This is a genomic window from Stenotrophomonas sp. SKA14 (assembly GCF_000158575.1).
Lineage (GTDB): Bacteria > Pseudomonadota > Gammaproteobacteria > Xanthomonadales > Xanthomonadaceae > Stenotrophomonas > Stenotrophomonas forensis.
The window spans coordinates 268,886-282,845 of the sequence record NZ_DS999412.1; the positions used below are offsets into that span (position 1 = coordinate 268,886).

General features: G+C 68.1%; 11 protein-coding genes. 2 read left to right on the plus strand and 9 right to left on the minus strand.

The window, feature by feature from the left end; all coding sequences use genetic code 11:
• Positions 1–44 precede the first annotated feature (44 nt).
• The 7 genes from SSKA14_RS01455 to SSKA14_RS01485 form a co-directional block, all read right to left on the minus strand.
• Positions 45–1,079 (minus strand): alpha/beta fold hydrolase, encoded by a 1,035-nt coding sequence (locus tag SSKA14_RS01455; RefSeq protein ID WP_008266398.1) that lies wholly within the window; start codon positions 1,077–1,079, stop codon positions 45–47.
• 7 nt (positions 1,080–1,086) lie between these two features.
• A complete protein-coding gene (locus SSKA14_RS01460; protein WP_040006737.1) occupies positions 1,087–1,878 on the minus strand; it encodes a lysophospholipid acyltransferase family protein in 792 nt (263 codons plus the stop codon).
• A gap of 120 nt (positions 1,879–1,998) precedes the next feature.
• The gene (locus SSKA14_RS01465) at positions 1,999–2,433 is read right to left on the minus strand and encodes a hotdog fold thioesterase (RefSeq protein WP_008267076.1); all 435 of its coding nucleotides are present in this window, start codon (positions 2,431–2,433) and stop codon (positions 1,999–2,001) included.
• A 10-nt stretch (positions 2,434–2,443) separates the two neighbouring features.
• Positions 2,444–4,483, minus strand: a complete 2,040-nt coding sequence (locus SSKA14_RS01470) for a phospholipase D family protein (protein ID WP_008265227.1) — start codon at positions 4,481–4,483, stop codon at positions 2,444–2,446.
• Positions 4,480–5,097, minus strand: a complete 618-nt coding sequence (locus SSKA14_RS01475) for a YceI family protein (protein WP_008266732.1) — start codon at positions 5,095–5,097, stop codon at positions 4,480–4,482. Before SSKA14_RS01475 ends, SSKA14_RS01470 begins: the two co-directional genes overlap by 4 nt.
• A 4-nt stretch (positions 5,098–5,101) precedes the next feature.
• Positions 5,102–5,578 (minus strand): histidine phosphatase family protein, encoded by a 477-nt coding sequence (locus SSKA14_RS01480; protein WP_008265580.1) that lies wholly within the window; start codon positions 5,576–5,578, stop codon positions 5,102–5,104.
• Between the two features lie 49 nt (positions 5,579–5,627).
• Positions 5,628–6,257, minus strand: coding sequence for a ParA family protein (locus SSKA14_RS01485; protein ID WP_008265138.1), 630 nt, complete (start codon positions 6,255–6,257; stop codon positions 5,628–5,630).
• Between the two features lie 123 nt (positions 6,258–6,380).
• On the opposite strand from SSKA14_RS01485, the gene SSKA14_RS01490 reads away from it, so the two are divergent.
• Entirely contained in the window at positions 6,381–7,865 is a 1,485-nt protein-coding gene (locus tag SSKA14_RS01490) for an AAA family ATPase (RefSeq protein ID WP_040006739.1), read from the plus strand.
• A gap of 576 nt (positions 7,866–8,441) precedes the next feature.
• On the opposite strand, the gene SSKA14_RS01495 is transcribed toward SSKA14_RS01490, so the two are convergent.
• Entirely contained in the window at positions 8,442–9,077 is a 636-nt protein-coding gene (locus SSKA14_RS01495) for a hypothetical protein (protein ID WP_008268370.1), read from the minus strand.
• A 169-nt stretch (positions 9,078–9,246) separates the two neighbouring features.
• Here SSKA14_RS01495 and SSKA14_RS01500 point away from each other — a divergent pair, with 169 nt between their 5' ends.
• Positions 9,247–12,933 (plus strand): indolepyruvate ferredoxin oxidoreductase family protein, encoded by a 3,687-nt coding sequence (locus tag SSKA14_RS01500; protein ID WP_008266393.1) that lies wholly within the window; start codon positions 9,247–9,249, stop codon positions 12,931–12,933.
• Positions 12,934–13,017: 84 nt separating this feature from the next.
• Here SSKA14_RS01500 and SSKA14_RS01505 read toward each other — a convergent pair whose 3' ends face one another.
• Positions 13,018–13,632, minus strand: a complete 615-nt coding sequence (locus tag SSKA14_RS01505) for a DUF938 domain-containing protein (RefSeq protein WP_008265094.1) — start codon at positions 13,630–13,632, stop codon at positions 13,018–13,020.
• Positions 13,633–13,960: the final 328 nt, after the last annotated feature.

The following is a 13,960-nucleotide window of genomic DNA, read 5'->3' on the forward strand; positions in this document are numbered from 1 at the left end:
CAAGTGCAAACCGGCATTGTAGCGGGCTGCGTGCCGCTGCCGGTTCAGGCCTGCAGGACCCGCTGCAGGCGTTGCGCAACCCAGCGCTCGGAGAAGCCATCGCCCCGCCAGTTCTCGATGAAGCCGCAGTGGCCGCCCCAGCAGGCGGTTTCCAGGTGCGCCTGGCGCGGCAGCTGCCAGTTATTGAAGGTCGTATACGGAATGACCGGGTCATCCTGCGACATCAGGATGTCGGCCGGCACCTGCAGCGTGGACAGGCGGTCGCCGGCAATCGAATAGCCGTCGAAGTACGCCTGCAGCGAGCCGAAGCTGGTGTGGCGCTCGACCAGCCAGGCGGTCAGTGCGCGGATGTCCAGCTTCAGCACGCGGTCGTCGCAGTCGCTCAGCTCGGGGAACAGGTCGCGCTTGCGGCGCAGCGAACCGGCCCACTTGCGGCGGAAGTACCAGTCGTACATCGCCGGGCCGTTCTCGATGCTCTCCATGGTCAGTGCCGGGTCCAGCACCGGGCAGACCGAGGCCACGCGCTGCAGCGGCACGCCGGCGGCCGGCGCGCGCAGGGCCAGGCGCAGCACGAAGTTGCCACCCAGGGAGTAGCCGGCGGCCACCAGCGGCAGCTGCGGCCAGCGCTGGGCGATATCGCCCGCGGCATGCACCACTTCGTCGATCAGGTTGGAGTGGAAGATGCCGCGGTTGAGATGATGGGTGTTGCCATGGTCGCGGAAGTTCAGCCGCACCACGTCGAAGCCCTGTTCCAGCATGCGCGCGGCGGCCATGCGCATGTAGCTGGATTCGGCACTGCCTTCCCAGCCGTGCAGCAGCAACGCCATGCCTTTGGGTTCGCGGCCTTCGACATGGCTGTGCCAGCCCTGCAGGCGCACGCCATCGCCACCATCGAGGATCAGCTCCTCGCTGACCGCACCGGTGGCTGCCAGCAGCAACAGGCCACGCTGCAGGCGCATGCGGCTGGAGCTGAGCATCGACTGCAGGTGCGGATTGCGCAGCCAGCGCGGCGGCTGGTAGTCAGCCGCATGCAGCGTCGGCGTGCCGGCGTCCAGTACAGGTGGCGGGATCAGGGCCACCGTGCGCTCACCCGGCGCTCATGGCCGCCACGATGCGCGCGCGCGAGGTTTCCGCGATGCGCCGACGGCCTTCCAGGTCCTGCGCACCGATCGGTGCCAGGAAATGCACTTCCGCACGCCGCGCCGGCTCACCGAGCAGGCGCAGGAAATTGGCGAAGAAACTCTCGCCGGGGCCGAACGCGACGATGGTCTGTGCGTCGCCCTTCACGCCGTACACCAGTGCCACAGGCTGCACCGGCACGCCGGTCTCGACCGCGGCCTGGAAGATGCGGGCATGGAATGGGCCCACTTCGTGGCCGCCGCGGGTACGCCCTTCCGGGAACACGCCCACCGCCTTGCCTTCGCGCAGGCGATCGGCCATCACCTGCATCACCCCACCGAGCGATTCGGTGTTGCCGCGCTGGTGGAAGATGGTCTGGCCACGTGCGGCCAACCAACCGACCAGCGGCCAGCTGGCGATCTCGCGCTTGGCGACGAAGCCCATCATGCGCTGGCTGTGCAGGATGCAGATGTCGACCCAGCTGACGTGGTTGGCGACGAACAGCACCGCGCCCGGCAGCGGCTGGCCGATCTGCGCCAGGCGGAAGCCGAAGATCCACATCAGCCCGCCCTGCCACCAGTTGACCACCTTGGCGCCGAAGGTGGCGTCGCCCATGCGCAGTTCGCCCCACGGCGGAAGCATGCCGATCAGGATCAGCGGCAGGAACACGATGATGTGGACCAACAGCAGCGGTACGCGGTACAGGTAACGGCACACACGCGCCACGCCGCCACGGGGGGCCGGAGTGGGGGAAGTCATCCGCGCACGATACCGGAGGGCCGTCATCGCTGCCAGCCGATTTAGGCCATAACACCGATCGACCGGGGCAATCGGCGGGGAACGCTGGGTTCCGCCGCCGTCAACGCGCCTGCCAGGGGCTCAGCCGTGGCCGGCGGCCACCACCGCCAGGGTCAGCCGCGAGATGCACACCAGGCGGCCCTGCTCGTCCTCGATGCGGATCTCCCACAGCTGGGTGCTGCGGCCCACGTGCAGCGCACGGGCGGTGCCGGTGACCGTGCCCGAGCGCACCGCACGCACGTGGTTGGCGTTGATCTCCAGGCCCACGCAGATCTGCTTGCCGGCCTCCACGCACAGGTTGCCGGCGCTGCTGCCCAGGGTCTCGGCCAGCACCACCGAGGCGCCGCCGTGCAGGATGCCGTAGGGCTGGCGGGTGCGTTCGTCCACCGGCATGGTGGCCTGCAGCCAGTCCTCGCCGGCCGCACTGAAGACGATGCCCAGGGATTCAATCGCCGTGCTGCGGCTGAGCGCGTTGAGCTGCTCGATGGATACGGCTTCGCGGAATACCTGGGACATGCGGGTACCTTCAGAGGATGGGAACGAGGCCGGCGCCGAATGCGGTCAGCATGCGCACCAGCAGCCACTTGGGGCCGACGTTGACTTCGGGGAAGTCACCGACGGCGACGTAGCAGGTGTGGAAGGCTGGGTCCTGCCGCGGCAGCGGCTGCGGGCACTCCGGGCCGGGCTTGAATTCGTAGTCGGTGGCATAGCGCCAGGGCCAGAAATCGAGGATCGGCAGCGCTTCGGACGCCTTGCCGACGCTGTAGTTCAGGCCCGACAGCACCGGCGGCTTGGCCCGTGGCGCCACCGTCCAGGAGTTCTGCGGATGGGTATCGCGCAGGATGCTCTGGGCCAGCTGCTCGGCAAACACCGGGTCATCGATGATCACCGCGCCTTCGGTGTTGTAGTTCTCGCTGCGCGGATCGAAGTTGTGGGTGCCGACCACGCCAATGCGGCGGTCGACCACCAGCGACTTCGCATGCAGGCCCATGCGCGCGCCCTTGCGGGTGACCGGCAGTGGCTTGTTGACCGCCTTGCTGCCGAGGAACGACGGCCGCGTCTCGGTACGCAGCAGGCGCGTTTCCACCTCGCTGCCAGCGGCACGGCGGCGTTCCCGCGCATTCTGGTAGGCGCTGCCGGTGCGCGGGTGGTTCACCACGGCCTGTTGCTTGCTGGCCGGTACCGTGCGCCCGGCGTTGCTGCCGGCGGCACTGCCGCCGATCAACGGATTGCGCCCGCCATCGTCCTCGCCGTCGGGCGCGATGATCGGATCAGGCAGCAGGTTGCGGTAGTCGACCGGCGCATCCAGCGGGAACGGCTTGTATTCGAAGATGTTGAAGCCCAGTTCGCGCATGTTGCGCCGCTTGTACTTGTACGACAGCGCGTACACGATCGGGTTGTCGGTGGCCGCCAGGCTGTTGCTGGACACCACCACGCGCGGGGGTTGCGGGCGCTTGCGCAGCTCGCGGAACAGTTTCTGCGCCGGCTTGGACAGCACCAGGTAGGGCGTCTGCAGGATCACTTCCTTCTGCGCGCTGGCAATCAGTGCATCCAGCTGCGGTTCGGTCACGTGCTGCCCGGCCAGCGGCGCATCGGGCTGCTCGCGGCGATGCTTGCGCGGCAGGTCGGCCACGTAGCGCACCGAGGCCACCGGCAATGCGGTATCGACGAAGGAGCGGGTGACAAACTCGCTGTCGTTGGCTTCGTCACTGACCCGCTGCACCCGTTCCGGGCGGCGGAAGGTAGCCGGCGGCAGGGTGGGCACGCCCTCGCGCAGCAGGGTGCGGCCGACGTCGTTCAGGCGTTCGGCCGGCACACTGCGGTGGGCGCGCCAGAACGCATCGAAGTTGGCCGCCATCGCACGCGCTTCCGGGCCGGCGATCAGCACGTCGCGGTCGCGGAAGTTGTACTCGCGGTCCCAGTCGTAATAGTCGTCCTGGTAGTTGCGGCCGCCGACCACGCCGATCGCATCGTCGATCACCAGCAGCTTGTTGTGCATGCGCTGGTTGAAGCGGCGGAAGCAGCACAGCACGCTGCCGGCATAGTCGAAGTAGTTCAGCCGGGCCTTGCCGAACGTCGGGTTGTAGACCCGCAACTGGAAGTTCTGGTGCGCACCGGACAACGCACCGAGGATCTGCAGGTCGGAGATCGCCGAGAGCTGGTCGATCAGCACCCGCACCTTCACCCCGCGGCGCGATGCGGCCAGCAGCTCGTCGATGACCAGCCGGGCGCTGTCGTCCTTGTCGAAGATGTAGGTCTGCAGGTCGATGCTGCGGGTGGCGCTGCGCAGCAGGTTCAGGCGCGCCACCAGGGCACCTTCGCCTTCATCCAGCAGGGTCGCGTAATGCCGCGGCCGCTCCGGGGTGGATTCGGTGAACGCGCGGCCGGCCAGCGCCCGCAGCGGCGAGTCCTGAGCGCAACGGTCGGCACGCTGGCAATCGACCACGGCCGAGCGCGCCTGCACGGCGATCGCTTCGGCACGGTCGCGCTCGGCATGCGAGAGCGATGCACAACCGCTGCCCAGCAACACGGTTGCCAGCGCCAGTACACGCAGCAGGAGGTTCACGGTTTCGGCGCCTCGCTCAGGCGCGCACGCAATACGAAGGTCACTCGGTCACTCAAGGCAAGCTGCCAGCTGTCCATGCCATACCGGCCTCGCTGCACGGTACCGCGGCTGACGACGTCGCAATCATAGCCGGGTCGGGCGCACTCCGCCTTCTCGACCTTCAGCTTCTCCGGGTGGCTGATCCCGCGCAGGGTCAGGCGGCCATCAATGTCGCCCCCGTTCTCCACGGTCTCCGGCCAGTACGGCAGCGAGTCGAACTCGACCACCGGATGACGGCCGGCATCGAAGAATTCCTCGCCCCGCATCCAGCCGGTGTAGCGCGCCTTGCCCGGGATCTCGACCGAGCGCGTGAACATCTTCAGGTGCACCTGGTGCCGGCCATCGGAAAGGATCTCGATGCGGCCCTCGAAGTGCGGGAACACCCCTTCGATGCGTTGCCCGAACCGGGTGCGCACCTCGAAGCCGATCTGCGAACGCACGGTATCCAGGCGCAGCATGCGCGGGGCTTCGGCCGCCACCGGTGGCAACGGGGTGGGCGGCGGCACCACGGCCCAGGCCGGGCCCAGTGCCAGCAGCGCGGGCAGCAGCAAGCGGCCGCGCCGCGCCAGGCTCATCGGATCACGGCCACCAGAACGCGTTCAGGCTGGCCACGCCCGGTTCAATCGCCGACTCACGCGGGAAGCCGAGCACGGCGATGCCGGCCGGCGGCATGCCGCGATAGTCGCTGCTGCTGCCCTCGGTCATCAACGCCACCAGGCGTTCCAGGCCCGGGTTGTGGCCGACGATCAGCACCCGGTCGAGGTCACGGCGATCATCCACCAGTGCCGCCAGGGTACCGGGGGTCGCTTCGTAGATGCGGTCTTCCAGGCGCTTCTCCACATAGCCGATGGTGCCCAGGACGGCCTCCAGGGTCTCGCGGGTGCGCCGCGCCGGCGAGCACAGCACGCAGTCCGGCAGCAGGTTGTTTTCCTTCAGCCACTTGCCGGCGGCTTCGGCTTCGGCCAGCCCCACCGGCGACAGCGGCCGATCGAGGTCGGCCTGGCCGGGGGTGGCCGGTTCGGCATGGGCATGGCGCAGCAGGATCAGTTCACGCATCGCGGGGTTCCATGAAGAAGAGGATGCAGCAGGAAAAGTGACGCCGATATCAAAGTTTCAGCCACGACAGCAGCGGCTCCCAGTCGGCCTGGTGCTCGCGCACCTGGGCCGACCGGTAGTCGAACAGGCTGCGGCCGAGGCCGGTCATGACCACGTAGCTCTGGCTGTCACGCAGCTGCGCCACCACCGGGTAGGGCCATTCGGCCAGCATCTGCAGGGCCTGCTGCGAGGTCTGGGTCCAGGGCTTGGTACGGTTCAGGACCAGCCCGACCGGCAGCTTGCGGCTGTGTACCCGCGGGTTCTGCGCCAGGCTGTTGAGGAAACCGACGATGGCTTCGATGTCCAGCGCCGAAGGCAGCACCGGCACCACCACCGCGTCGGCAGCGTCAAGGAAATGGGGGATATCGTCGGCCAATGCACCCGCAGGCGCATCGATGATGACGGTTTCGGTGCCGTCGGGCAGCTTCTGCGCCCACTGCTTTTTCCGATGCACATCGATGGGGAGCACCGCGCTTTCCAGCCCGGCACGCCGTTGTGCCCAGCGGGTGCTGGAGCCCTGCGGGTCGGCATCGGCGATCACCGTGGCCTTGCCCTGCAATGCCGCGTACGCGGCCAGGTGGGTGGCGACGGTGGTCTTGCCCACCCCGCCCTTGGAACCGGCCACCAGGATCGTCTTCATGCCAGCCTCGCTTCCGGGTACGTGCCCCGAGCGTACACCGGCGGTGGTGACGGGAGGTAGCGCCGCGCTGAACCTGCGCCGCTTGGCTTTGCTATCGTGGCGCCCCCGAAGGATCGAACCGGCATGAGCGAGCTGCAGGACCTGAGCGCACTGATCCGCGCCAATACCCCCCTGATCGTGATCGAGACCCAGGACGAGGGCCGCATCGTCGAGCTGTTCCGGCAGACGCTGATGCACGTGTGGCGGGCGCTGCACCGCTGGTCGATCACCGAGGGCCTGCGCCGCATCGACCTGGACAGCGAAGACCCGCCGGTCGGCCCCCCCGATGCCAGCGCAGCCCTGCAGATGATCCGCCAAGCGGACCAGCGCGGGGTCTACCTGCTGCTCGATTTCCACCCCTACCTGGGCTATGCCAGCCACCAGCGCGCGCTGCGCGACCTGATCCAGCGCCGCCACAGCGAGCCACACGTGCTGGTGCTGATCGGTGCCAAGGTGGAACTGCCGGCCGAGCTGGAAGCGCTGGCGGTGCGCTTCAACCCGCGCCTGCCCGATGCCAATGCGCTGTTGAAGATGCTGCGCGAGGAGGCCGACGCCTATGCGCGCGAGCACGGCGGCCGCCGCGTGGAAGTCGACAGCGAGGCGGTGAAGAAGATCCTGAAGAACCTGCAGGGCCTGAGCCTGGTGGATGCCCGGCGCATCGCGCGCCAGCTGATCTACGCCGACGGCGCACTGCGCGACGACGACCTGCCGCAGCTGGCACGGCTGAAGTTCGAGCTGCTCAACCGCAGCGGGCACCTGTTCTTCGAGCATGACAGCGCGCGCTTCGGCGACGTGGCCGGGGCCAACCGGCTCAAGCGCTGGATCAACCAGCGGCGGGTGGCGTTCATCGCCGGCTCGGCACCGGCCGGGCTGGACCCGCCGCGCGGCATGCTGCTGCTGGGCGTTCAGGGCTGTGGCAAGTCGATGCTGGCCAAGGCCACCGCCGCCGGTTTCGGCGTGCCGCTGCTGCGCCTGGACGTGGGCGCGCTGTACAACAAGTACCACGGCGAGACCGAGGCCAACCTGCGCCAGGCGCTGGCCTCGGCCGAACAGCTGGCACCGTGCGTGCTGTGGATGGACGAGATCGAGAAGGGGCTGGCAACCGGAGGCGAGGACGGCGGCGTGTCGCGCCGCGTGCTCGGCTACCTGCTGACCTGGATGGCCGAGCGCAAGGCGCCGGTGTTCATCGTCGCCACCGCCAACCAGGTGCACGAGCTGCCGGCCGAACTGCTGCGCAAGGGCCGCTTCGACGAAATCTTCTTCGTCGACCTGCCCACCCCGGACGTCCGCGTGGAACTGCTGCGGCTGCACCTGGGCCGGCGCCAGCTCAACGCCGACGACTTCGCACTGCCGGCGCTGGCCGCGGCGGCGAACGGTTTTTCCGGTGCCGAGATCGAACAGGCGATCGTGGCCGGCCTGTATGCAGCACATGCGGAAAGCCGGCCGCTGGATACCGAGCTGCTGATGACCGAGATCCGCGCCACGCGGCCGCTGTCGGTGCTGATGGCAGAACAGGTGGAGGCACTGCGGGCGTGGGCGTCGGGGCGGACGGTGTCCGCGGACGACTGAGGGGTTTCCCGCGAACGGCGCAGCCCCTCGTGGTTGGTCGCTGAATGCAACAGCCGTGGTTGGCCGGGTGGGTAGGCTGCGCAGGGGTCGCTGCAAGTACGTCCATGTAAGCTCGGTCGCCGCATCCATGCGGCTCACGCCCCTGCGCAGCCTACCCACCCGGCCTCTGACAGTTTCCGGGGGCGTCCAGCCACGGAAAAGAAAAGAGAAGATCAAAAGCAACAGCCGGTTGGCTGGCCGCCTTTTGTAGAGCCGAGCCCACGCTCGGCTGCATTTCGATCAGATATCGAATAATCGATTCCGATGCAGATTCATCCACGCATGGCGTGGACACCGTGTCGACCAAGGTCGACACCTACCAGCAGCAGGGAACTGTCAGAGGCGGGGCGGTGTGGGCAGGCAGGACCGTTGGCGCCATGGATGGCGCCATCGAGCCCCCATGGACGGGTTTACGGCGTGTCCTGCCTGCCTACACCGCCCCGCCTCCCTCAGTAAGCATGCTGTTGCTGTTGCTGTTGCTTGGGCTCTGGCCGTTGCCTCTGCGGGTGCCGGGTGCAACCCGGCCGAACCCCTTCCTCAGGGCCAGGCTGGCGGCGCGGCCGCCCAGGCCTGCTGCACCTCGGCCAGCGACGCACGCTCATCCTCGCGCCAGTGCGGCAACAACTGCGCAAACTGGGCCGTGCTGCTCCACTGCGACGGCTCGGTCCGCACCGCCGCCGCGTACCACTGCACCGCCTCCTGCTTCTGCCCCAACCGCCACAGCGCCAGCGCATAGGTCGGCGGCACCCAGCTGGGCTTCGTGCGCGCATTGCCCGCCGAGGCCAGCCACTGTTCCAGCGCCGCCTCCGGCTTGCCCTGGCGGAGCAGGTCCCAGCCGTAGTTCCAACGCACGCTGCGCCCGCTGCTGCTCTGGGCCGGCGCCTCTTTCATGGCCTCGCCATACAACTGCTCGGCCAGCTCGCCACGGCCCTGCGCACCGGCCACCATCGCCAGCTGCACCGTGGCTTCAACGGCACGCCTGCCGCGTTCACGCAGCTTGAGCAGCTGGGCGACCAGCTCATCGCCCTCGCCCTGCACCGCCACCATCGGCGCGGCGGCCGGATCGCTGTCGAAGTAGAACTCCTGAGGGGCCGGCAACGCCGGCGCCGCCCACGCTGTGGCCGCTCCCGAGGCCAGCAGCACGCTGGCCAGGATCTTTCCTGGAACTGACATCCCTTCTCCCCAGGCTGCAATCGCAGCCTCCCTCTCTCTGCCCGATCCTAACCCCAGCAGCGGCGCGGGCGCGAGTGCCGGGGGCATTACGGGCGCGCTGCTACAATCCGCGCCTTTCCCGCCGCGTGCCCGCACGCGGCCGGTGCCAGCCGATCCTACCGGGCCAGCCATGACCAGTACCGCGCAACTCACTTCGCCCTCTTCCGCCGACCTGATCGACCGTGACTACACGCTCGACCACAAGTACACCCGCAACGAGGGGCGGATCTACCTGAGTGGCGTGCAGGCACTGGTGCGGTTGCCGCTGATGCAGCGCCTGCGCGATGCCGCCGAAGGCATCGACAGCGCTGGCTTCGTCAGCGGCTACCGTGGCAGCCCGCTGGGTGGCTTCGACCTGGAGTTGTGGCGCGCGCGCAAGCATCTGGACGCGGCCAGGGTGAAGTTCACCCCCGGCCTCAACGAGGATCTGGGCGCCACCATGGTCTGGGGCACCCAGCAGACCAACCTGTTTCCCGGCGCCAACGTGCAGGGCGTGTTCGGCATGTGGTACGGCAAGGGCCCGGGCGTGGACCGCTGCGGCGACGTGTTCAAGCACGCCAACGCCGCCGGCACCTCGCGTTACGGCGGCGTGCTGGCGCTGGCTGCCGATGACCATGCCTGCCGCAGTTCGACCCTGCCGCATGGCAGCGAGGACGAGTTCGTCAGCGCGATGATGCCGGTGCTGAACCCGGCCGGCGTGCAGGACATCCTCGACATGGGCCTGCTCGGTTGGGCGATGAGCCGCTATACCGGCCGCTGGGTCGGCTTCAAGACCATTGCCGAAACGGTGGAATCGTCGGCCTCGGTCGAGGTCGATCCGCTGGCCCGCCGCATCGTGCTGCCCGAAGACTTCGACATGCCCGGCGGCGGCCTCAACATCCGCTGGCCGGACCCGCCGCTGGACCAGGAAATGCGCCTGCACCGCTATGCGGTGAAGGCGGCGCAGGCGTTTGCCCGCGCCAACGGCATCGACAAGGTGGTGATGGATGCACCGCGCGCGCGGCTGGGCATCGTCACCACCGGCAAGAGCTACCTGGATGTGCTGCAGGCGCTGGAATACCTGGGCCTGGACGAAGCTGCATGCGCCGGCATCGGCATCCGCGTGTACAAGGTCGGCATGACCTGGCCGCTGGAACCGGAGGGCATCGCGCGCTTCGCGCAGGGCCTGGAAGACATCATCGTGGTCGAGGAGAAGCGGGCCTTCATCGAGCGCCAGATGAAGGAGCAGTTCTTCAACTGGCCGGCCAGCTGGGGCCAGCGTCCGTCCATCGTCGGCAAGTACGACGAGAGCGGTGAATGGATCCTGCCGTCCACCGGCGAACTGACGCCGGCCACCATCGCCGGCGTGATCGGCCGCCGCATCCAGAAGTTCTTCAACAACGACTCGATCGAGCAGCGCCTGCAGTGGATGCAGGAGAAGGAAGCCGAGCTTGCGCTACCGCGCGCCAGCTTCCCGCGCGTGCCGCACTACTGCTCGGGCTGCCCGCACAACACCTCCACCCAGGTGCCGGAAGGGTCGCGTGCGCTGGCCGGCATCGGTTGCCATTACATGGTGACCTGGATGGATCGCAGCACCGACACCTTCACCCACATGGGCGGCGAAGGCGTGACCTGGGCCGGGCAGGCGCCGTTCACCGACACGCCGCACGTGTTCCAGAACCTGGGCGACGGCACCTATTTCCACAGCGGTTCGCTGGCGATCCGCCAGGCGGTCGCCGCCGGCGTCAACATCACCTACAAGATCCTCTACAACGATGCGGTGGCGATGACCGGCGGCCAGCCGGTGGACGGCCCGCTGAGCGTGCCGGACATCGCAAGGCAGATGCGCGCCGAAGGCATCCACACCATCGTGGTGCTGTCGGACAACATCGGCAAGTGGACCGGCCAGCGCGAGCACTTCCCCAGCGATGTCGAGTTCCATGACCGCAGCGAGCTGGACGACGTGCAGAAGCGCCTTCGCGAAGTGAAGGGTGTTTCCATCCTGATCTATGAGCAGACCTGCGCCACAGAGAAGCGCCGTCGTCGCAAGCGCGGCAAGCTGGAAGACCCGCAGAAGCGGGTAATGATCAATTCGCTGGTCTGCGAAGGCTGCGGTGACTGCGGCAAGAAGAGTTTCTGCGTGTCGGTGCTGCCGAAGGAAACCGAATTCGGGCGCAAGCGCGAGATCGACCAGTCCAACTGCAACAAGGACTATTCGTGCGTGAACGGCTTCTGCCCGAGCTTCGTCACCGTGCACGGTGGCCAGCCGCGCAAGGGCAGCAAGCGCGATGCCTTCACCCTGCTGGACAACCTGCCGGCACCGGTGGTGCGCGGTACGCTGGAACAGCCCTGGAACATCCTGATCACCGGCGTCGGCGGTACCGGCGTGGTGACCATCGGCGCGCTGCTGGGCATGGCCGGCCACCTGGAAGGCAAGGGCGCGACCGTGCTCGACCAGACCGGCCTGGCGCAGAAGGGTGGCGCGGTGACCACGCACATCCGCATCGCGCGCCGGCCGGATGACATCCACGCCGTGCGCATCGCCGCCGGTGAGGCCGACCTGGTGCTGGGCTGCGACATGGTGGTGGTCAACGACTACTGGGCGCTGTCGAAGGTGCGCGCCGGCCGTTCGCAGGTGGTGCTGAACACCTACGAGGCGATGCCGGGCACCTTCACCACCCGCCCGGACATGCAGTTCCCCGCCGCCGACATCATCGCCGGCGTGCGCGTGGCGCTGGGCGGCCAGGAACCGTTGCTGCTCGATGCCACCCAGCTGGCCACCGCGCTGCTGGGCGATGCCATCGCCGCCAACCTGTTCATTCTCGGCTATGCCTGGCAGCAGGGCCTGGTGCCGCTGTCGTTCGACTCGCTGATGCGCGCCATCGAACTCAACGGTGCGGCCGTGGCGATGAACCAGCAGGCGTTCGCCTGGGGCCGCCTGGCCGTGGTCGACCCGCAGGCCGTGCAGCAGGCGGCCGGCCTGGTGCGCAACCGCCACACCGATACCGAATCGACCCCGGGCCCGCTGCATCCGCTGCCGCCGGGCGAATGGGAGGGCAACGAATGGGGCGCCACCGCCGCGCCGCGCAACACCGGCGACGAACGCGAACTGCGGGGCCTGCCCTCGCACGGTGGCGATGTGGCGTTCCTGCCGCTGGACGACGCGCGCCTGTCGCGCTCGCTGGATGAAATGATCGAACGTCGCGCCGCGTTCCTGGTCGAGTACCAGGATGCCGCCTATGCCAACCGCTACCGCGACCTGGTGGCGCGCGTGCGCGCGGCCGAAGCCGAACGCATCGGCGGTTCCACCGCGCTGACCGAGACAGTGGCGCGCTACCTGTTCAAGCTGATGGCGTACAAGGACGAGTACGAAGTGGCCCGCCTGTATACCAGTGGCGACTTCCAGCGCCGCCTGCAGCAGCAGTTCGAGGGCGACTACCAGCTGCGCTTCCACCTGGCGCCGCCGCTGTTCGCCAAGAAGGACGAGCAGGGCCGGTTGCTGAAGAAGGAATACGGCCCGTGGATGTTCAAGGCGTTCGGCCTGCTGGCGAAGCTGAAATTCCTGCGTGGCGGCCGCTTCGATGTGTTCGGGCGCACTGAAGAGCGCCGCATGGAGCGCAAGCTGATCGCCGACTACGAGGCCACCGTGCAGGTGCTGCTGGACGGCCTGGAAGACGGCCGCCTGGCCCTGGCGGTGGAGATCGCCAGCATTCCCGAGCACATCCGCGGCTATGGCCACGTCAAGGAAGCGCACTTCGAGCAGGCCAAGGCGCGTGAGGCTGCCCTGCTGGCGCAATGGCGCAACCCGAAGGCGCTGCACATTGTGCAGGTGGCGTAACGCCGCGAAACAGGTAGTGCCGGCCGCTGGCCGGCATCCATCCAGGCAACAGGTTGCCGGCCAGCGGCCGGCACTACCGCCGGTTTACCCCAGCCGCCACAGCAGCAGGCGGTTGTTGGCCGGCATCGCCACATCGCCCAGTCGGGTGAACCCGTTGTCGGCGGCCAGCGCCTGCACCGCTTCACTATCGCGGATGCCGCTGCGTGGATCGCGCGCTTTCAGCCAGGCATCGAACTGCGCATTGCTGTCGCTGGTGTAGCGGCCGCCGTAGTTGAACGGGCCGTACATCGCCAGCAGCGCGCCATGGCGCAGCACTGGCGGCAGCGCTACGAACAGCGCCTGCACGTGTTCCCAGCCCATGATGTGCAGCGTGTTGGCGCTGAATGCGGCGTCGAACGTGCTGCCCTGCGGCAGGCTCAGGCCGGGTGCCGGCGGCAGTTCCACCTGCAGCGCCAGCGGCGGCAACAGATTCAGCAAGGCCGCTTCGGCGCGCCATGCCTCGATGCCAGGCAAGTGATCGGGGTGATCACTGGGTTGCCAGCGCAGCCAGGGCCAGCGCTCGGCAAAGAACGCGGCGTGCTGGCCGGTGCCGCTGCCGATTTCCAGCAACCGGTGGCGGTCGCCCATCCACGGGTCGAGTGCGGTGGCGATCGGTTCGCGGTTGCGCTCGCAGGCTTCTGAATACGGCTTGCTCGACATCAGGACGGCGTCCAGGCGGGGTCGGCTCCATTGTGCACGAGGGGGGATTACTGAGCAGGGCTGCGCCCTGCACCTGCCGAAGCAACGTCAAAAGCTGGCTTCCTGTGGGATGGCGAGGTGGGTCCGGTGGCAGGGGACGCCGTAAACCCATCCATGGGGGCTTGGTCGCGGCATCCATGCCGCTCACACCCCTGCCACCGGACCCACCTCGCCTTCGACAGTTTCCGGCGATCTGTCAGATCTCATTCGATTTATTTCGATGTCTGACAGAGGTGTCGACCAAGGTCGACACCTACCAACAGCCGCGGGAATCTGTCAGATGTGGGGT